The sequence below is a fragment of the Variovorax sp. S12S4 genome, from assembly GCF_023195515.1.
GTDB lineage: Bacteria > Pseudomonadota > Gammaproteobacteria > Burkholderiales > Burkholderiaceae_C > Variovorax.
Window position 1 is genome coordinate 3,831,030 of sequence record NZ_JALPKR020000002.1, and the last position, 18,350, is coordinate 3,849,379.

Here is an 18,350-nt window from a genome sequence, read left to right on the forward strand (position 1 = left end):
AGGGCGCCCGAAGGCTCAGTGCAGCACGTAGCCCAGCACGAGGTCGGTCATATGCGAGAGGCGCTGCGCCATGGCTTTGGGCGCGCGCAGGTCACGGCCGAAGACGGCCGAGAGCGTGTGGTTGTTCGACAGGTAGAAATAGCAGAGCGAGGCGATCGAGATATAGAGCTGCACCGGGTCGACGCCGGCGCGGAACAGCTTGTCGCGCTTGCCGCGCTCGAGCACCGTGTCGAGCAGTTGCACCAGCGGCGAGTTCATCTCCTGGATGCGTTCGGAGCGCTTGAGGTGCGCGGCGCAATGCAGGTTCTCGCTGTTGAGCAGCGTGATGAACTCGGGATGCTCGAGGTAGTAGTGCCAGGTGAAGGAGACCAGTTGGCGGATGGCCTCGACCGGATCGATCTCGTCCAGGTGCAGCTGCTGCTCGGCCTCGCGGATGTCGGCATAGGTGCGCTCGAGCACCGCCAGGAACAGGTCGTCCTTGCTGCCGAAGTAATAGTAGATGAGGCGCTTGTTCAGCCCCGCGCGCGCGGCGATGCTGTCCATGCGGGCGCCGGCCAGGCCCCGCTGCGCAAACTCGTCGCGTGCCGACGCAAGAATGGCCAGCTGCGAGCGATCGGCATCGCGGGAGCGCGGCTCGATGGCTTCGGGTGGGGAATCTTTCGCGGCTTTCATCGCACGAATTTAACCATTTGGTGAATTAACGCAAGGTGTTGGGAGCGGGCGCACATAATTCCGAAGACATTTGCAGCTGAGGTTCGACTTCTCATGAGTACATCACAACCCGCCGGCCACCTGATCGTCGAATGCCTGGTCGAGCAGGGCATGGAGATCGCGTTCGGCGTTCCGGGCGAAAGCTTTTTGGCCGTGCTCGACGGCTTTCACGCCTACCGCGATCGCGCGCGGTTCATCGTCAATCGCCAGGAGGGCGGCGCCGCATTCATGGCGGAGGCGCACGGCAAGCTCACGGGGCGGCCGGGCGTGTGCTTCGTCACCCGCGGGCCGGGGGCCACGAATGCCTCCATCGGCGTGCACAACGCTTTCCAGGATTCCACGCCTATGGTGCTGTTCGTCGGCGACGTGGGCAGCGACTTTCGCGACCGCGAGGCGTTCCAGGAAGTGGACTACGGCAGCTTCTTCGGGCCGAGCACCAAGGGCTTTGCCAAGCGCGTGGAGCGCATCGACGACGCGGATCGCATCCCTGAGTACGTGGCGCGCGCGTTTTCTACAGCGATGAACGGAAGGCCCGGACCGGTGGTGCTGGTGCTGCCTGAAGACATGCTGCGCACGCGGACCGCGTCGCGCCCGCTGCCGCGCGTGGATGCCGTTCAGCCCTGGAGCGACCCCGGCTCACTGCGCACCTTGCGCGAGTTGCTGCTTCAGTCGCAGCGGCCGCTGGTGATTGCGGGCGGCGGCGGCTGGACGACGCAGGCCGCGCAGGCGCTGCAGCGCTTTGTCGAGAACTGGCGGCTACCCGTTGCCAATGCGTTCCGCTTTCAGGACACCTTCGACAACCATCATCCGCTCTACGCGGGCGACGTCGGCATTGCCATCAATCCCAAGCTCGCGCAGCGCGTGAAAGACAGTGATCTCATCATCGCCATCGGCCCGCGGCTGGGCGAAATGACCACCGGTGGCTACACGTTGCTGGAAGCGCCGAAGGCCAGGCAGAAGCTGGTGCACATCCACGCGAGCGCGGAGGAGCTCAACCGCGTCTACCAGGCCGACCTGGCCATCAACGCCGGCATGAGCGCCGCGGCACGCAGCCTCGAGGTGCTGAGTGCGCCCAATACCTTGCCGTGGGAGGAGTGGGCCGCGCAGGCGCACGCGGACTACGAAGCGAACCTGGAGCCGCAGGCGCTCGCGGGCATGCCGGCTGAAACGCCGCGCGGTCCGGTCGACATGGCGGAGGTGGTCGCGCTGCTGCAGAAGCACCTGCCGCCGGATGCGGCCATCACCAACGGGGCCGGCAACTTTGCGAGCTGGGTGCACCGCTATTTCCGATATCACGGGCTTGCCAAGGGCAGCAAGACGCAGCTGGCGCCCACCAGCGGCGCCATGGGCTATGGCGTGCCAGCGGGCATTGCGGCCAACCTTGCGACCGGCCGGGTGGCCTTCACGATTGCGGGCGACGGCGATTTTCTGATGACGGGGCAAGAGCTCGCGACGGCTTCGCAGCATGGCGGCAAGAGCATCATCGTGCTGCTGAACAACGGCATGTTCGGCACCATCCGCATGCACCAGGAGCGCGAATATCCGGAGCGCACGAGCGGCACCGCGCTGCGCAACCCCGACTTCTGCGGCCTGGCGCGGGCCTATGGCTATGCCGCCGAACGCGTGACGGAAACCGCACAGTTCGAAGCGGCGCTGCTGCGCGCACTGGCGGCAGATACGGGCACGCTGATCGAGATTCCGCTCGACCCGGAGGTGATCACGACACGCGGCACGCTGGCGTCGATCACGCGTGCGGCGCAGGCGCGGGGCTGAACGAGCAAGGCGCGCCGAGCGCCGCGCGCGGCCAAAAAAAAGCCGGCATGTGCCGGCTTTTTGATTCGGGAGCGCGATGAACGCGCAGTACCCGAGCGCTTACTTGACGTGCTTGCCGATCAGCGCGGCCAGTTCGAACATCGACACTTGCGGCTTGCCGAAGATTTCCTTCAGCTTGGCGTCGGCGTTGATGTTGCGCTTGTTGGCCTTGTCTTGAAGGTTGTTCTTCTTGATGTAGTCCCACAGCTTGCTTACGACTGCGGTGCGCGGCAGAGGCGTCGAACCGACCACAGCGGCGAGTGCCGGGCTGGGGGTCAGGGCCTTCATGAACGCGGCGTTGGGCGTGCGCTTCTTGGCGGGAGCGGCCTTCTTTGCAGGAGCCTTCTTCGCCGGTGCAGCCTTCTTCGCAGGGAGCAGCCTTCTTTGCGGGAGCTGCCTTCTTGGCCGGTGCGGCCTTCTTTGCAGGAGCCGCAGCCTTCTTGGCGGGAGCGGCCTTCTTTGCCGGAGCTTTCTTGGCCGGAGCCTTCTTTGCAGTTGCCATGGTTGATTTCCTTTTTTGGTTGAACAGTCACCAATGAAAAACTTGCGTCTCCAGTGGCATTGCGGATGCTAAAGGAGAAAAAACGCGTTTCCAAGGGAAAAAGAGCTTTTTTCATTGGGAGTTGTTGTTTTTTCAGAGGGGAGAACCCGAGGTTTTCACCTCCGGCGTTCAGGCCAGGTCGCCAGCACCACACCAATGAGCGCGAGCGCGAATGCAAAGAGCTGTGCTGCGGAGAGGCTTTCGCCCAGCACGAGCACGCCCACAAGGGCCGCGCTCACAGGCAGCATCACCGCGAAAACACCGGCTTGCGCAGCGGGCACATGGCGCAGGCCCGTCATCCAGAGCCACACGGTCCAGATGCTCGCTGCGAGTGCGTAGACCACGAGCAAGGCCCAGGTGCCGACGCGCACCGCCGAGAAGTCGAACTGCAGTGCGAACCAGATGCCGAAGGGCATCGACAGAACGAAGCCCCAGAGGTTGATGAGCGACGAGATCCGCTTGGGCCCCAGGTGGCCGGTGAGCGACTTGCCGATCACCGCGTAGGCTGTCTCGCAAAGCACCGCGCAGAACACGAGCAGGTTGCCGAGCCAGGGCATCGATGAGCGCGCCGCGCCCTCAGTGGCCGGCGGTGCATGCGCGGGCGTGAGGGCCAGCAAGCCAATGCCGAGTGCGGCGCAACCGATGGCAAGGCCGATGCGCACCGTGATGCGTTCGCGCAGGAAGAGCCAACTCGCCACCGCCACGGCCGCAGGAATGGACGCCATGATCACGCCCGCGGACACCGCGCTGGTGAGGCTCACGCCGAACAGCATGAAGATCGAGAACAGGAAATTGCCAAGGAACGATTCCAGGAAGACGAGGCCGCGTGTGCGCGCGCTCATGGGCGCTTCGTCCGGCGCGCGTCGAAGCCAATGCGGCATGGCCAGTGCTGCGATGCCGAACCGCAGCCATGCGAGCAGCAGCACCGGAAAGGCCGCCACCAGCGGTTTGGAAAGGGCGACGTAGCCGCCGACGAGAGACATGCTCAACGCCAGGCAGCCATAGGCCACAAGACGGCTGGAGGCGGGAGCGGCGGTGTTCAATAGACTGGACGGCTTGTTGGGAACGATGGATTCAATGATGCCGCAATCGCTGGAATTCGATGGCGCACCGGCCGTGCGCACACCAGGCCATGTCTTCGTCTACGGCACGCTGCGCCGCGGCGGGCGCAACGACATCGCGCGCTTTCGGCCTGAACCGATCCATGTGGCCGACGCCGCCATCCCCGGCACCTTGTACGACCTGGGCGCATATCCCGGTTTGGTGCTGAACGGCAAAGGACGCGTGCTGGGCGAGATCTACCGCATCGAGCCCGAGGTGGAGGCGGCGCTCGACGTGCTCGAGGAAGTTGCGGACGACGACTCCGGCGAATACATCAAGCGACGTGTGACGGTGGATGCCGGAACCGGGCAGTTCGAATGCCTGGTCTACGAAATCCATCCGAATCGGATCAATGGGCGTGCGGTGATTGGCAGCGGGGACTGGATTGCGCATGCCGCTGCCAAGTGAGTGAAATGAGTGGGCTGCCGCGATGGTTTTTCACACCTGAAGCAGTGATTGCACATTGCGAAATGCGAGGCTGCTGCATTGCAATATTTTTTCTCGATATGAGAAAAATAATTTTGCATGGAGAAATAATGCCGTAAGCCTTTGATTTTGTTGGGCTAAAAATATGTCTTCTATAAGACATAAGAGTGTTGCTTGCGCTTAAAGTAACTCCACGGCCGCAGCGCCCAACCTTCAATCAACCTCACGGAGTGACCATGCCCCAGACCCTTACCGAACAACTGAGCCGCGAACAGCAAATTGCCGCCCTCGAGAAAGACTGGGCCACCAATCCCCGCTGGAAGGGCATCAAGCGCGGCTACAACGCGGCCGACGTGGTGCGCCTTCGCGGCTCGTTCCCCATCGAGCACACGCTGGCCCGCCGCGGCGCCGAGAAGCTCTGGGAGCTGGTGAACAACGAGCCCTACGTCAACTGCCTCGGCGCGCTCACGGGCGGGCAGGCCATGCAGCAGGTGAAGGCCGGCGTGAAGGCCATCTACCTGTCGGGCTGGCAGGTTGCGGCAGATGCCAACAGCTATTCGTCGATGTACCCCGACCAGTCGCTGTATCCGGTGGATTCGGTGCCCAACGTGGTTGAGCGCATCAACAACACCTTCCGCCGCGCGGACGAAATCCAGTGGTCGAAGAACGTGAACCCGGGCGACAAGGGCTATGTCGACTATTTCGCCCCCATCGTTGCCGATGCCGAAGCAGGCTTTGGCGGCGTGCTGAATGGCTTCGAACTGATGAAGGCCATGATCAAGGCCGGCGCCGGCGGCGTGCACTTCGAAGATCAATTGGCTTCGGTCAAGAAGTGCGGCCACATGGGCGGCAAGGTGCTCGTGCCCACCACCGAGGCCGTGCAGAAGCTCATCGCAGCGCGCATGGCGGCTGACGTTTGCGGCACGCCGACGCTCGTGATTGCACGCACCGACGCGGAAGCGGCCGACCTCATCACGAGCGACTACGACGAGAACGACAAGCCCTTCCTGACCGGTGAGCGCACCGCCGAGGGCTTCTACAAGACGAAGAAGGGCATGGAGCAGGCCATCAGCCGCGCCGTTGCCTACGCGTATTACGCCGACCTGGTGTGGTGCGAAACCGGCACGCCCGACCTCGAATTTGCCCGCAAGTTCGCCGAGGCCGTGCACAAGGTGCATCCCGGCAAGATGCTGGCCTACAACTGCTCGCCGTCGTTCAACTGGAAGAAGAACCTCGACGACGCGACCATTGCCAAGTTCCAGAAGGAACTGGGCGCCATGGGCTACAAGTACCAGTTCATCACGCTGGCCGGCATCCACTCGATGTGGTTCAACATGTTCGACCTGGCGCAAGACTACGTGCAGCGCGGCATGTCGGCCTATGTCGAGAAGGTGCAAGAACCCGAGTTCGCAGCACGCGACCGCGGCTACACCTTCGTGTCGCACCAGCAGGAAGTGGGCACCGGCTACTTCGACGAGGTGACCACGGTCATCCAGGGCGGCAAGTCCAGCGTCACGGCGCTGACGGGCTCGACCGAAGAAGAACAGTTCCACTGATCGGCCGTTACTCGAACTGCCTGAATAGGCGGTTCGCGGCCACCTACGAGCCCGGCCCCGCGCCGGGCTTTTTCGTCTGGGCATGCAAGACCCGATGCCGACGGCCTGAACCGGCAGCGGATAGAATCGCGGTCTCTGCACCCAACAAGAGCGAGAAAGGCACCCTGGTTATGACACCGCGAACTACTCCGCAAGGATTCAGCGGCTTTTTCTTCTTCGAAGGAAAAGGCCGGTAGACCGCGCTCGCTGGTTTCTTCCAGCTCTCACACCAGGCAAAGCGCGGCCAATCACCGCGCTTTTTGTTTTTCCGCCCGAGGTTTTCCATGATCCAGATCACGCTTCCCGACAACTCGCGCCGCGAGTTCCCTGGCCCGGTTTCGGTGGCCGAAGTTGCCCAGTCCATCGGACCGGGGCTCGCCAAGATGACGGTGGCCGGCAAGGTCGACGGCAAACTGGTCGACGCCAGCGACGTCATCGACCGCGATGCCAAGCTGCAGATCATCACGCCCAAGGACGACGAGGGCCTGGAGATCATCCGCCACTCGACGGCCCACCTGGTCGGCCATGCGGTGAAGCAGCTGTATCCGACGGCCAAGATGGTCATCGGCCCGGTGATCGAAGAGGGTTTTTATTACGACATCTCGTACGAGCGCCCCTTCACGCCCGAAGACATGGCGGCCATCGAGGCGCGCATGCGCGAGCTGATCGCGCAGGACTACGACGTGGTCAAGAAGATGACGCCCCGCGCCGAAGTCATCGAGGTGTTCAAGTCACGCGGCGAAGATTACAAGCTGCGCCTCGTCGAGGACATGCCCGACGAGCAGGCCATGGGGCTGTACTACCACCAGGAATACGTGGACATGTGCCGCGGCCCGCACGTGCCGAACACGCGCTTCCTGAAGGTCTTCAAGCTGACGAAGCTGGCCGGCGCCTACTGGCGCGGCGACGCCAAGAACGAGCAGCTGCAACGTATCTACGGCACGGCCTGGGCCGACAAGAAGCAACTCGACCAGTACATCCAGCGCATCGAAGAGGCCGAGAAGCGCGACCACCGCAAGCTGGGCAAGGAACTCGACCTGTTCCACATCGACGAAGTGGCGCCGGGCGTGGTGTTCTGGCACCCCAAGGGTTGGGCCGTGTGGCAGGCGGTGGAGCAGTACATGCGCGGCATCTACCGCGACACGGGCTACTGGGAAGTGAAGGGCCCGCAGATCCTGGACAAGAGCCTGTGGGAGAAAACGGGCCACTGGCAGAACTACCGCGACAACATGTTCACGACGGAATCGGAAAAGCGCGAATACGCGCTCAAGCCGATGAACTGCCCTGGCCATGTGCTCATCTTCAAGAGCGACCTGCGCAGCTACCGCGACCTGCCGCTGCGCTACGGCGAGTTCGGCCAGTGCCACCGCAACGAACCCAGCGGCGCGCTGCACGGCATCATGCGCGTGCGCGGCTTCACGCAGGACGACGGCCATATCTTCTGCACGGAAGACCAGATCCTCGACGAGTGCATTGCGTACACGGAACAGTTGCAGAAGGTGTATGCCGACTTCGGCTTCACGGACATCCTCTACAAGGTGGCCACGCGGCCCGACAACCGCGTGGGCTCCGACGAGCTGTGGGACAAGGCCGAGCATGCGGTGATGGAGGCGCTGCGCCGCTCGGGCGTCGACTTCATCATCTCGCCCGGCGACGGCGCCTTCTACGGCCCGAAGATCGAATACACGCTGAAGGATGCGCTGGGCCGCCAGTGGCAGTGCGGCACGATGCAGGTCGACTTCAACACGGCCGAGCGCCTGGGCGGCGAATACGTGACGGAATCGAGCGGCCGCGCCCACCCCGTCATGCTGCACCGCGCCATCGTGGGCAGCCTGGAGCGCTTCATCGGCATGCTGATCGAACACCATGCCGGCGCACTGCCCGCATGGCTCGCTCCGGTGCAGGTGGCGGTGCTCAATATCAGCGAAGGGCAGGCGGATTACGCCGCTTCAGTGGCGAAAACGCTGCAGAATCAAGGGCTTAGGGTTCAGCTGGACCTGCACAACGAGAAGATTACGTATAAAATACGCAAGCATTCGTTGCAAAAGCTTCCCTATATCCTCGTCGTAGGCGACAAGGAAAAGGAAGCCGGTGCCGTCGCAGTGCGCGCCCGGGGCAATCAAGACCTCGGTGCAATGTCCCTCGAATCGTTCGTACTACGGCTCGTTCAGGATATTGCTGACAAGCGTTGATTTGTCCCGGAAGCACCCTCACATGTGTTGCCTGACCCAATCATGCCGCTTGTTCGCGAGAACTGACCGGCGTCCGCTACAGATTTTGTAGCAACTTTTGAAGGATTCTGACCATCGCTACTGCATTTCGCGACCGCCGCCACCGCGAGGAACGCCAACACCGCCTGAACCGGGAAATCATGGCCCCGGAAGTCCGCCTTGTAGGCCCGGAAAACGAGCCATTGGGTGTTATGAGTCTCTCCGAGGCGTTGCGCCTCGCCGGTGAGGCTGACGTGGATCTGGTCGAGGTCGTTGCCGCGGCCAACCCGCCTGTCTGCCGTCTGATCGAGTACGGCAAGTTCAAGTACCACGAGCAGAAGAAGGCAGCCGAGGCAAAGTCGAAGCAGAAGGTCATCGAGGTCAAGGAAATCAAGTTCCGGCCCGGTACCGACGATGGTGACTACAACATCAAGATGCGCAACATCAAGCGCTTTCTTGAAGAGGGTGACAAATGCAAGATCACGCTGCGCTTTCGCGGCCGCGAGATCACGCACCAGGAGCTCGGTTTGGCTTTGCTGCAGCGCATTCGCGATGAGCTTGGCGACCTGATCGTCGTCGAGCAGTTTCCGAAGCTCGAAGGCCGGCAGATGATCATGATGATCGCTCCGGGCCGCAAGAAGCCGGGCGGCGGTACCGCCAAGCCGGCGTCGTCGGAGACGTCGGCGCCTGCAGCAGCCTGAAAAGGCTGGCTGAGCGACGGAAGAGAGATAGCAGGGTTTGAAGAATTCCGCCCCTGCTGGCGCTTCGAAAGAAGGGCCGGCAGGGGCGGAGTAAAGAAGTGTCTCGGGGCCAACAAGTCCGTGGAGTATCCGCGGCGCCTCACGAGCACAAACTAAAGGAGCATTCATATGCCCAAAATGAAGACCAAGAGCAGCGCGAAAAAACGTTTCCGCGTTCGTCCCGGTGGCACCGTCAAGCGCGGTCAAGCCTTCAAGCGTCACATCTTGACCAAGAAGACCACCAAGAACAAGCGTCACCTCCGTGGTGCCGTGGCAGTGCATGAAACCAACATGGTTTCCGTCGCCGCCATGCTGCCAGGCCGTGGCATTTAACTCAGACGAACAAGGAGTACACACATGCCTCGCGTCAAACGTGGTGTAACGGCTCGCGCCCGCCACAAGAAAGTTCTCGCACTCGCCAAGGGTTTCCGTGGTCGCCGCGGTAATGTCTTCCGCATCGCCAAACAGGCGGTAATGAAGGCTGGGCAATATGCCTACCGTGACCGCCGCACCAAGAAGCGCGTTTTCCGTCAACTGTGGATCGCGCGTATCAACGCCGCCTCGCGTGAACTGGGCCTGACCTACAGCCAGTTCGCAAACGGCATCCGCAAGGCCGGAATCGAGATCGACCGCAAGATGCTTGCGGACATCGCAGTGCACGACAAGGCCGCTTTTGCCGGCATCGTGGAGCAGGTCAAGGCCAAGCTGGCTGCTTGATCCTGTACAGCAGGGCGGCTGTCTTCGGGCAGCCTCCTGCGCCCACGACACAAGGGCTGGCGCTTGAAAAGGCTCCAGCTCTTTTTTATTTCCCCCGCCTATTTTTTGTTGCTATGAACGAGTTGGACTCCCTGGTCGACACCGCACGCGTTGCCTTCGCCGAAGCGAAAACGCCCGCCGAGCTCGAGAACGCCAAGGCGCAGTTCCTTGGCAAGTCGGGCCGCATCACCGAGCTGATGAAGGGCATGGCCGCGCTCAGCGTCGACGAGAAGAAGTCGCGCGGCGCCGCAATCAACGTCGCCAAGCAGGCCATCGAGTCCGCACTGACCGAGCGCCGCCAGCAGCTGGCGGACGAAGAGCTTTCGCAACAGCTGCGCGCAGAAGCCCTCGACGTGAGCCTGCCTGGCCGCCGCCGCATTCCGGGCGGCCTGCACCCGGTGAGCCGCACCCTGGAGCGCATCGAGGAGATCTTCTCGAGCATGGGCTTCGACGTGGCCGACGGCCCGGAGATCGAGAGCGACTGGCACAGCTTCACCTCGCTCAACAACCCGCCGAACCACCCGGCGCGTTCGATGCAGGACACCTTTTATGTCGACCTGAACGGCGACGACGGCATTCCGTACAACCTGCGTCCGCACACCAGCCCGATGCAGGTGCGTTATGCGCATCAACACATCAAGAAGTACGCGGCTGAGTTTGCCGCCGCGGCAGCCGACGCCACCGGCATCGTCAAGGCGCCCGAGATCCGGGTGATTGCGCCGGGCCGCACCTACCGCGTCGACAGCGACGCCACGCACTCGCCCATGTTCCACCAGTGCGAAGGCTTGTGGCTCGGCGAGAACGTGAGCTTCAAGGACCTGAAGGTCATCTTCACGGACTTCTGCCGTACCTTCTTCGAGAGCGACGACCTCGTGCTGCGCTTTCGGCCGAGCTTCTTCCCGTTTACCGAGCCCAGCGCCGAGATCGACATCCAGTTTGCGAGCGGCCCGCTGGCAGGCCGCTGGCTCGAGGTTGCGGGCTCGGGCCAGGTGCATCCGAACGTGGTGCGCAACATGGGCCTCGACCCGGAGCGCTACATCGGCTTTGCCTTTGGCATGGGCCCCGACCGGCTCACGATGCTGCGCTACGGCGTGAACGATTTGCGGCTGTTCTTCGACGGCGACTTGCGCTTTCTCTCGCAGTTCCAGTAAGCACCCATCCATAGAAGAAACCGAATACGAGATCGAAGAGATGCAATTCCCGGAATCCTGGCTGCGCGAGTTCTGCAATCCGCCCCTCGGCAGCGCCGAACTGGCCGAAACGCTCACCATGGGCGGCTTCGAGGTCGAAGAGCGCCGCCCCGTCGCGCCGCCCTTCAGCCGCATCGTGGTCGGCGAAATCAAGGAAGCCGTGCAGCATCCCAATGCCGACCGCCTGCGCGTGTGCCAGGTTGATGTGGGGCAGGGCGCTTTGCTCAACATCGTGTGCGGCGCACCCAATGCACGTGTCGGCATCAAGGTGCCCTGCGCGCTGGTCGGCGCTGAATTGCCGCCGGGTGAAGACGGCAAGCCCTTTCTCATCAAGCTCGGCAAGCTGCGCGGCGTCGAGAGCCAGGGCATGCTGTGTTCGGCTCGCGAATTGAAGCTCAGCGAGGACCACGGCGGCCTGCTCGAGCTCGATGCCGATGCGCCCATTGGCGCCGACGTGCGCGACGTGCTCAAGCTCGACGACGCGCTGCTCACGCTCAAGCTCACGCCCAACCTTGCCCACGGCCTGAGCGTCTACGGTGTTGCGCGCGAGCTCGCAGCGCTCACCGGCGCGCCGCTCAAGACGCCCGCCATCCCGCCGGTGGCCGCATCGTTTGCCGATGTGTTGCCGGTGAAGGTGGAAGCACCCGAACTCTGCGGCCGTTTTTCGGGCCGCATTGTGCGCGGTGTGAACACCAAGGTGACCACGCCGGCATGGATGGTCGAGCGGCTTGCGCGCTGCGGCCAACGCAGCGTGACGCCGCTGGTCGACATCTCGAATTACGTGATGTTCGAATACGGTCAGCCCAGCCACATCTTCGACCTCGACAAGATCCACGGCGGCCTCACGGTGCGCTGGGGCAAGGCCGGCGAGCAGCTCAAGCTGCTGAACGGCAACACCATCAGCGTCGACGACAAGGTGGGCGTGATTGCCGACAACGAGGCCGTCGAGTCGCTCGCCGGCATCATGGGCGGCGACGCGACCTCGGTGTCCGACGACACCCGCAACATCTACGTCGAGGCCGCCTTCTGGTGGCCCGAAGCCGTTCAGGGCCGCTCGCGCCGCTTCAACTTTTCGACCGACGCGGGGCATCGCTACGAGCGCGGTGTCGACCCGAGCCGCACGGTGGAGATCATCGAGCGCATCACGCAACTCATCGTCGAGATCTGCGGCGGCCAGGCCGGCGCCATGGACGACAAGATCCTGAATGTGCCCGAGGCCATGCCCGTCACGCTGCGCGTGGCACGCGCTGCGCGCGTCATCGGCATGCCGCTCTCGCAAGCGCAGTGCGCCGACGCGCTGCGCCGCCTCGGCTTTGCGCTCAGCGAAGGCGAGGGCACATTGACCGTGACCCCGCCGCCGCACCGCTTCGACCTGCTGATCGAGGAAGACCTGATCGAAGAGGTTGCACGCCTGATCGGCTTCAACAACCTGCCGACCACTGCGCCGCTTGCACCCATCACGGCGCGCGTGCGGCCTGAAGCCCGGCGCAGCCGCTTCGCGGTGCGTCGCAGCCTGGCGGCGCTCGGCTACCAGGAAACCATCAACTTCAGCTTTGTCGAGGCGCATTGGGAGCAGGACCTGGCGGGCAACGCCAATCCGGTGAAGCTGCTGAACCCCATTGCCAGTCAGATGAGCGTGATGCGCTCGTCCCTGATCGGCTCGCTGCTGCAGGTGCTCAAGTTCAACCTCGACCGCAAGGCGCCGCGTGTGCGCGTGTTCGAGCTTGGCCGCGTGTTCATGCGCGACGACAGCGTGGCCACGACCGACAGCACCGTGCGCGGCGTACACCAGCCGATGCGGGTGGCCGGCCTTGCCTGGGGCGATGCCGAAGAAGCACGCTGGGACGGCAAGCCGCACCGCGTCGACTTCTACGATGCCAAGGGCGACGTCGAAGCATTGCTCGCGCCGCTGGTGCCGAGCTTCGAGGCGGCCGAACATCCAGCCCTCCACCCTGGCCGTTCCGCGCGCGTGCTGATCGACGGCAAGGCCATCGGCTTTGTCGGCGAACTGCATCCGCGCTGGCGCCAGAAGTGGGACTTTGCGCTGGCCCCGGTGGTTTTTGAGCTTGACCTCGACGCGGTTGCCGCGCGCCCCGTGCCCGTGGCAAAGCCTGTGCCCAAGCACCAGGCCGTCGAGCGCGATATCGCCGTGGTGGTGGCCGAGGCCGTCACGCACAATGCGTTGATGCAGACCATCCATTCAGCTGCGGCAGCCCAGGGGCTGCTGCGGGACGCCACGCTGTTCGACATCTATCGCCCGCAACCCGCGCGCGACGGTGCCGTGCCGGCATCGGGCGGCCTGGCGCAAGGGGAGAAAAGCATGGCGGTGCGCCTGGGCTTCCAGGACGACAACGCCACGCTGACGGACGAGCAGGTGGAGCCCGCCGTGCGCGCCATCGTCGAACAATTGAGCGCCAAGCTCGGCGCACGCCTGAGGGGTTGATGAGAATGAACGCCGCGGAATTCACGCTCGAAGCCCTCGAAACGCCCGCACTCACGAAGGCGCACCTGGCCGACCTGCTGTTCGAGCAGATCGGCCTGAACAAGCGCGAATCCAAGGACATGGTCGAGGCGTTTTTCGACCTCATCGCCAACAGCCTGATCGAAGGCACGGACGTGAAGATTTCCGGCTTCGGCAATTTTCAGATCCGTGTGAAGGCGCCGCGTCCCGGCCGCAACCCGCGTACCGGTGAAGCCATTCCGATCGGCGAGCGCCGCGTTGCCACCTTTCACGCAAGCGCCAAGCTGAAGGAACAGATTCACGGAAGCATCGAGCAGAACGGTACTCCCGAGGTCGAGTGGAGCCTGGGCGCCGAATAGTGCTTGGCGCTGCGCGGGTGCGTAGAGTAATCTCTAAGGTTTCCCGCGCACGGTCTTGATTTCAATGGAAATAATGGAGAAAGCGCTCCCGCCGATTCCCGTCAAACGCTACTTCACCATCGGTGAGGTCGGCGAGCTTTGCGGCGTCAAGCCGCACGTGCTGCGCTACTGGGAGCAGGAATTCACGCAACTGCGCCCCATGAAGCGGCGCGGCAACCGGCGCTACTACCAGCACCACGAGGTGCTCATGATCCGCCGCATTCGAGACCTGCTCTACGACCAGGGCTTCACCATCAGCGGTGCGCGCAACAAGCTGCAAGAGCTGGTGCAGGGCGAGCGCGACCGCCGCAAGGCGGGCATGGTGCCGCTCGAAGGCATGGAGGCGGTCGAAATCGATCAGGAAGAGTTCGATGCGGCCGTTCACGAGGACGATCCCGCATCCGAAAGCGCCACTCGCACGATCGATCCGTCGCAGTTGCTGCACCTGCGACGCGAACTCTTTGAAATTCGTGAGCTGCTGACCGTCGGACGGTGATTTCAGCCGGTTATAATCGAGAGCTTCGGTGTGTGGCGCAGCCTGGTAGCGCACTTGCATGGGGTGCAAGGGGTCGAAGGTTCGAATCCTTTCACACCGACCAACAAAACGTCCAAGGGCGTCCGGAATCATCCTCCGGACGCCCTTTGTCATTGGGGAACTGGGCAAATCGTGTTCGGAGGCATACACTGAAATCCGGTGACTGCCAGCCCCAAGTGGGGGTACAGAAGGGGGTACAGACCTCCTGAATCCCCGGGATGGCGGTTTTGTACCCCCACCCCCGGATGTACCCCATGCCGTTGACCGATGCCGCATGCCGCAACGCCTCCTGTCCGCCTGACCGAAAGCAGGCCCGCTATACCGACGCCGGTGGCCTGTATCTGGAAGTCTCAGCGTCGGGTTCTCGCAGATGGTTCTGGAAGTTCAGGATCGAGGGCGTCGAGAAGAAATTCGCCCTGGGCTCCTATCCCGATGTGAGCCTGGCGGCGGCGCGCAAGGCGCGTGATGCGGCCAAGGTGCAGAAAGCGGCCGGCATCAACCCCATCCAGGCGAGGCAGGTCATCAAGCTCAAGGCGGCCGTAAACACCGGCGACACCTTTCGAGAGACGGCGCTCGAGTGGTTCGACAAGCACCATGGGCGCTGGAGCGGTCACTATGCGACACGCGAGAAACGCAATCTGGAAAAGGACCTGTTTCCGTACTTCGCTGCTCGTCGCATCAGCGAGATCGAAGCTATCGAGTTGCTGGCGGCCCTGCGCCGCGTCGAGGAGCGTGGCGCTCTCGACGTGGCCGGCCGTGTGCTGATGACGGCACGCGCAGTGTGGCGCTACGCGGTGGCGACAGCGCGGGCGCCGCGCGATATCACGGCGGATCTCAAGGGGCCCTCACGCCCCACAAGAAGCGCCACTTCGCGGCAATCACGGATCCGGCCCAATTGGGGACGCTGGTACGCGTCATTCGGGGATACCAGGGCGGTCCCATCGTGCGTACGGCGCTTCAACTGGCGCCCATGCTTTTTCAGCGCCCGAACGAACTGCGAGCGGCGGCCTGGGCCGAAATCGATCTCGACGGGGCGCTCTGGACGGTGCCCGCTGCGCGGATGAAGCGGCGCATCGAAGGCAAGCAACATGGTGATCCGCACTTGGTGTCTCTGCCCAGGCAGGCTGTGGAGTTGCTGCGCAAGCTGCATCCCATTACTGGCCACAGCATGCTGGTCTTCCCGGGCGAGCGTAGTCATGAGCGGCCGATCTCGGACAACACTCTGCGTGCAGCGCTTCTGACCCTGGGGTACGGCCCGACCGTGCAGACGGTTCATGGCTTTCGGGCGACAGCCCGGACCCTGCTGGCGGAAGTACTGGAGGTCGACCCCTTGGTGATCGAGGCCCAGTTGGCGCATGCAGTCAAGGACGCCAATGGTCGCGCCTACAACCGTACGCAGTACCTCAAGCAGCGCATCGTCATGCTTCAGCGGTGGGCGGACTATCTGGATGTGCTGGCTACCAGGGCGAGTTCTTCACCAGTTGAGTTGAAAGTGGCGGGATGAGAACGGCCCACTTCGGTCTTAGAGCGGCCTACCCGAACTGCTGGTAGAGCGTCGTCGCCGACCGTACTTTGCCGGGGCGTCGCGCATCACCGCTGCGGGGAGTTGCCCTTCGTCAATCCGATCCAGGGAGCAACCATCAGCTTACTGGCGCTGTAGCGAGCGGGAAGTCCCAGCCATGAACGGTCCCCTCATTTGGTGTCGGCCTGCGGCCGGTCAAGACTGGTTGCGGTCAGTCGGCGTGACCCGCTGATTGTCTGCTGTGCGCCGCAATCGAGTCATCCGGCAGCGCATTGATCCGCCTTACCACCGCAGCAAGGAGGACGGATCTGCGCTGCTCAATCGACGCTCGCTCAGATTTCTGTCTGCTCCGAGATCTCCAGGGCGTCATCCACCTCGATGCCCAGATATCTGACGGTCGACTCGAGCTTCGAATCGCCGAGCAGCAACTGCACCGCACGAAGGTTTCTCGTCCGCCGGTAGATCAGCGTAGCCTTCGTCCGCCGCATGGAGTGAGTTCCGTAGTGGGCAGGATCTAGTCCAAGCTCTCTGACCCAGCCACCCAGAATGAGGGCGTACTGCCGGGTGCCGAGGTGCGGCGAGCCGTGCATTCGGCTCGGGAACAGGAAGTCGTCCGATCGCAGGCCGATGCGCTGGATCCACGCATGCACAGCCTCTCGGGTTCCAGGCGTGAGCTCAAACTGCACCGGACGCTGGGTCTTGTGCTGCATCACCGTCGCCCGTGGTGCAACCTGCTCTCCGTGGCAGACGTCCCTGACCTTCAGGCTGACAAGATCGCAGCCGCGCAGCTTGCTGTCCAGGCCCAAGTTGAAGAGAGCCAGCTCGCGCACACGGCCCTCTAATTGCAGCCGTACCCGCAGCGCCCAAATGTCCTTGAGTTTGAAAGGTGCCTTCTGGCCGACGATCTTGCCCTTGTTCCAGGGCACTTTGCAGGTTGCAGTGTTTACTGATCCCATGATGGTCTCCCATCGAGTTGAGGGAGCCTCAGCATGCGCTGGCCGGACTGCAGCTGTCCTGGATGCAGCGCCCAAGCAGCGCCTGCTATTTCCGGGATAGACATCAGCTTTCGCGGCCATGTTTGGCCTACGGCAAGGGGCACAATCGGCCAGGAGCAGACCTTCGTCGCTGCCTCACAACGAAGCCATCGGGAGCGCGTGCGCACTGACCATGGGGGTAGTCACAATTGGCCAGTAGCGGAAGTTCGCTGCTGCAGTCCACCGTAAACCAGATGCCCAATTGGATGACCCGAATCGCCACCTTCCTACTCGTCCTCTTCCTGTGTGGGCGAGTCCCGGCCGAAGAGCTGACATTTGGCCGATTCATCATGTCTTGGCCAGACGGGTTCTCCCATGTTGAGGGCACCAGCCCGGCAATCTACAGGGGCCCTGCGGGTGAGCGCGTCCGAATAGTCACGGTGCCTAATCGGCGCAATCGAACTGCGGAAGAGGCGCATGACGAGGTCCGAAAAATTGTTGGACAGACGACGCGAGAGTCTCGTGACCTCGAACGAGAGTTCGGGCGATCGCTCTGGCCCTTGAGAACCACTGTATCGTCCGCGGGCGATGTCCATATCTCGAGCGCAATGCAAAGCGACTCCAACAACATTCCGGGCTATGTCTTGAACTACGCAGTCGTTTCACCGCAAAGCGATTTCAGTCTCATCATGGTTGCTGGTGACGGCGACGCGTTTGAAGCCTTTGGGCGATTCAAAGCAGCTCTTGCATCTGCAAGATGGCGATAGTCAATTCTCGGCCAGGAGCAGACATCTTTAGACCCGTCAGCCCAGCCCATCTCTGGCTACAAACCTATGACAAATCAAGTTCAGATCAACGCCGCGTCAGCAGTTGAGCAACTGCAAAGGCGCGCTGGAGGAAGGTTAGATTACTCCCCGCAAGTCTTCAAGCGGTGGAGGAAATCCTCGCGGAAGCAGCACATCAATCGCTAAAGTCCCAGGCGCGCGAGGCGTTAGTAGAACTCCTGGGCTGCTACATCCTTGAAGTGGGCTTTCGAGAATTCGGCGGCAAGTGGAGTTGGTATGAGAAGGGCACGCAACCAGTCTTGGTTGTTGGCGAACCCGAATTCCATGTGGCAATGATGTCGTTCGACAAAGTCCGAGGTCGCTTGTCCGGCGATGTGGGCGACAACATTCCGTTCTTCTATGCGGGGTTCTCAGAACGCGCTCGAAGTGCTGAACCTGGAGTCCGCGCAACCTACGTCTAGATCGCGCCGACGCCGTTGGAGGGTGCAATGAACGTCCGCTTCCGGCATTTCTGACCGGCAGCTTGGGCTCTTTGCACCGACAGCCTGTCCGGCTACAGTCGGCCATGACCGGTCGTTGAGCTTCGACCGCTG

At 62.8% G+C, this 18,350-nt stretch carries 19 protein-coding genes and 1 tRNA gene; 15 read left to right on the top strand and 5 right to left on the bottom strand.

What is annotated here, in order from left to right; genetic code table 11:
* Positions 1-15: 15 nt before the first annotated feature.
* Entirely contained in the window at positions 16-672 is a 657-nt protein-coding gene (locus tag M0765_RS18845; protein WP_126748897.1) for a TetR/AcrR family transcriptional regulator, read from the bottom strand.
* 93 nt (positions 673-765) lie between these two features.
* Here M0765_RS18845 and M0765_RS18850 point away from each other — a divergent pair, with 93 nt between their 5' ends.
* On the top strand, positions 766-2,484 hold the full coding sequence (locus tag M0765_RS18850; protein WP_258505350.1) for a thiamine pyrophosphate-binding protein: 1,719 nt from the start codon (positions 766-768) through the stop codon (positions 2,482-2,484).
* A gap of 99 nt (positions 2,485-2,583) precedes the next feature.
* Here M0765_RS18850 and M0765_RS18855 read toward each other — a convergent pair whose 3' ends face one another.
* Genes M0765_RS18855 through M0765_RS18865 form a run of 3 tightly spaced genes read right to left on the bottom strand, consistent with a single transcriptional unit; the run spans position 2,584 to position 4,047 of the window.
* Positions 2,584-2,901 carry an SWIB/MDM2 domain-containing protein gene (locus M0765_RS18855; protein WP_342456068.1) on the bottom strand — a complete coding sequence of 106 codons (318 nt, stop codon included), beginning with the start codon at positions 2,899-2,901 and terminating at the stop codon, positions 2,584-2,586.
* Positions 2,808-3,140: a hypothetical protein gene (locus tag M0765_RS18860; RefSeq protein ID WP_258508501.1), complete on the bottom strand. Its 333-nt coding sequence runs from the start codon at positions 3,138-3,140 to the stop codon at positions 2,808-2,810. Before M0765_RS18860 ends, M0765_RS18855 begins: the two co-directional genes overlap by 94 nt.
* Before the next feature lie 40 nt (positions 3,141-3,180).
* Positions 3,181-4,047 carry a DMT family transporter gene (locus M0765_RS18865; RefSeq protein ID WP_258505351.1) on the bottom strand — a complete coding sequence of 289 codons (867 nt, stop codon included), beginning with the start codon at positions 4,045-4,047 and terminating at the stop codon, positions 3,181-3,183.
* A gap of 97 nt (positions 4,048-4,144) precedes the next feature.
* Here M0765_RS18865 and M0765_RS18870 point away from each other — a divergent pair, with 97 nt between their 5' ends.
* The 13 genes from M0765_RS18870 to M0765_RS29260 all read left to right on the top strand — a co-directional run bounded on the left by M0765_RS18870 (position 4,145) and on the right by M0765_RS29260 (position 15,980).
* Entirely contained in the window at positions 4,145-4,573 is a 429-nt protein-coding gene (locus M0765_RS18870; RefSeq protein ID WP_258505352.1) for a gamma-glutamylcyclotransferase family protein, read from the top strand.
* A 254-nt stretch (positions 4,574-4,827) separates the two neighbouring features.
* Positions 4,828-6,147 carry an isocitrate lyase gene (aceA, locus tag M0765_RS18875; protein WP_258505353.1) on the top strand — a complete coding sequence of 440 codons (1,320 nt, stop codon included), beginning with the start codon at positions 4,828-4,830 and terminating at the stop codon, positions 6,145-6,147.
* Between the two features lie 323 nt (positions 6,148-6,470).
* On the top strand, positions 6,471-8,378 hold the full coding sequence (gene thrS / locus M0765_RS18880) for a threonine--tRNA ligase (RefSeq protein WP_126748902.1): 1,908 nt from the start codon (positions 6,471-6,473) through the stop codon (positions 8,376-8,378).
* A 104-nt stretch (positions 8,379-8,482) separates the two neighbouring features.
* A complete protein-coding gene (infC, locus tag M0765_RS18885) occupies positions 8,483-9,097 on the top strand; it encodes a translation initiation factor IF-3 (RefSeq protein ID WP_157616638.1) in 615 nt (204 codons plus the stop codon).
* Between the two features lie 168 nt (positions 9,098-9,265).
* A complete protein-coding gene (rpmI, locus tag M0765_RS18890; RefSeq protein WP_007832497.1) occupies positions 9,266-9,469 on the top strand; it encodes a 50S ribosomal protein L35 in 204 nt (67 codons plus the stop codon).
* A gap of 24 nt (positions 9,470-9,493) precedes the next feature.
* A complete protein-coding gene (rplT, locus tag M0765_RS18895; protein ID WP_012747009.1) occupies positions 9,494-9,853 on the top strand; it encodes a 50S ribosomal protein L20 in 360 nt (119 codons plus the stop codon).
* A 113-nt stretch (positions 9,854-9,966) separates the two neighbouring features.
* Positions 9,967-11,043, top strand: a complete 1,077-nt coding sequence (gene pheS / locus M0765_RS18900; protein ID WP_258505355.1) for a phenylalanine--tRNA ligase subunit alpha — start codon at positions 9,967-9,969, stop codon at positions 11,041-11,043.
* A gap of 40 nt (positions 11,044-11,083) precedes the next feature.
* The gene (gene pheT / locus M0765_RS18905) at positions 11,084-13,525 is read left to right on the top strand and encodes a phenylalanine--tRNA ligase subunit beta (RefSeq protein WP_258505357.1); all 2,442 of its coding nucleotides are present in this window, start codon (positions 11,084-11,086) and stop codon (positions 13,523-13,525) included.
* Between the two features lie 5 nt (positions 13,526-13,530).
* A complete protein-coding gene (locus tag M0765_RS18910) occupies positions 13,531-13,902 on the top strand; it encodes an integration host factor subunit alpha (protein ID WP_258505358.1) in 372 nt (123 codons plus the stop codon).
* A 73-nt stretch (positions 13,903-13,975) separates the two neighbouring features.
* Positions 13,976-14,437 (top strand): MerR family transcriptional regulator, encoded by a 462-nt coding sequence (locus M0765_RS18915; protein ID WP_258505359.1) that lies wholly within the window; start codon positions 13,976-13,978, stop codon positions 14,435-14,437.
* A 26-nt stretch (positions 14,438-14,463) separates the two neighbouring features.
* Positions 14,464-14,540: transfer RNA gene (locus M0765_RS18920), tRNA-Pro, on the top strand.
* Positions 14,541-14,730: 190 nt separating this feature from the next.
* Positions 14,731-15,540 carry a tyrosine-type recombinase/integrase gene (locus M0765_RS29255; protein WP_342456020.1) on the top strand — a complete coding sequence of 270 codons (810 nt, stop codon included), beginning with the start codon at positions 14,731-14,733 and terminating at the stop codon, positions 15,538-15,540.
* The gene (locus tag M0765_RS29260; RefSeq protein ID WP_342456021.1) at positions 15,447-15,980 is read left to right on the top strand and encodes a tyrosine-type recombinase/integrase; all 534 of its coding nucleotides are present in this window, start codon (positions 15,447-15,449) and stop codon (positions 15,978-15,980) included. The genes M0765_RS29255 and M0765_RS29260 overlap by 94 nt, the downstream gene beginning before the upstream one ends.
* A 350-nt stretch (positions 15,981-16,330) precedes the next feature.
* Here M0765_RS29260 and M0765_RS18930 read toward each other — a convergent pair whose 3' ends face one another.
* Positions 16,331-16,954 carry a tyrosine-type recombinase/integrase gene (locus tag M0765_RS18930; RefSeq protein ID WP_258505360.1) on the bottom strand — a complete coding sequence of 208 codons (624 nt, stop codon included), beginning with the start codon at positions 16,952-16,954 and terminating at the stop codon, positions 16,331-16,333.
* A gap of 949 nt (positions 16,955-17,903) precedes the next feature.
* On the opposite strand from M0765_RS18930, the gene M0765_RS18935 reads away from it, so the two are divergent.
* Positions 17,904-18,218, top strand: a complete 315-nt coding sequence (locus tag M0765_RS18935; protein WP_258505361.1) for a hypothetical protein — start codon at positions 17,904-17,906, stop codon at positions 18,216-18,218.
* Positions 18,219-18,350: the final 132 nt, after the last annotated feature.

Bases quoted from the DNA above. Each gene is read 5' to 3' on its own strand.
- M0765_RS18845 (WP_126748897.1), bottom strand. From the start codon at position 672: ATGAAAGCCGCGAAAGATTCCCCACCCGAAGCCATCGAGCCGCGCTCC.
- M0765_RS18850 (WP_258505350.1), top strand. From the start codon at position 766: ATGAGTACATCACAACCCGCCGGCCACCTGATCGTCGAATGCCTGGTC.
- M0765_RS18860 (WP_258508501.1), bottom strand. From the start codon at position 3,140: ATGAAAAAAGCTCTTTTTCCCTTGGAAACGCGTTTTTTCTCCTTTAGC.
- M0765_RS18865 (WP_258505351.1), bottom strand. From the start codon at position 4,047: ATGTCTCTCGTCGGCGGCTACGTCGCCCTTTCCAAACCGCTGGTGGCG.
- M0765_RS18870 (WP_258505352.1), top strand. From the start codon at position 4,145: ATGCCGCAATCGCTGGAATTCGATGGCGCACCGGCCGTGCGCACACCA.
- aceA (WP_258505353.1), top strand. From the start codon at position 4,828: ATGCCCCAGACCCTTACCGAACAACTGAGCCGCGAACAGCAAATTGCC.
- thrS (WP_126748902.1), top strand. From the start codon at position 6,471: ATGATCCAGATCACGCTTCCCGACAACTCGCGCCGCGAGTTCCCTGGC.
- rpmI (WP_007832497.1), top strand. From the start codon at position 9,266: ATGCCCAAAATGAAGACCAAGAGCAGCGCGAAAAAACGTTTCCGCGTT.
- rplT (WP_012747009.1), top strand. From the start codon at position 9,494: ATGCCTCGCGTCAAACGTGGTGTAACGGCTCGCGCCCGCCACAAGAAA.
- pheS (WP_258505355.1), top strand. From the start codon at position 9,967: ATGAACGAGTTGGACTCCCTGGTCGACACCGCACGCGTTGCCTTCGCC.
- pheT (WP_258505357.1), top strand. From the start codon at position 11,084: ATGCAATTCCCGGAATCCTGGCTGCGCGAGTTCTGCAATCCGCCCCTC.
- M0765_RS18910 (WP_258505358.1), top strand. From the start codon at position 13,531: ATGAACGCCGCGGAATTCACGCTCGAAGCCCTCGAAACGCCCGCACTC.
- M0765_RS18915 (WP_258505359.1), top strand. From the start codon at position 13,976: ATGGAGAAAGCGCTCCCGCCGATTCCCGTCAAACGCTACTTCACCATC.
- M0765_RS29255 (WP_342456020.1), top strand. From the start codon at position 14,731: ATGCCGTTGACCGATGCCGCATGCCGCAACGCCTCCTGTCCGCCTGAC.
- M0765_RS29260 (WP_342456021.1), top strand. From the start codon at position 15,447: ATGCTTTTTCAGCGCCCGAACGAACTGCGAGCGGCGGCCTGGGCCGAA.
- M0765_RS18930 (WP_258505360.1), bottom strand. From the start codon at position 16,954: ATGGGATCAGTAAACACTGCAACCTGCAAAGTGCCCTGGAACAAGGGC.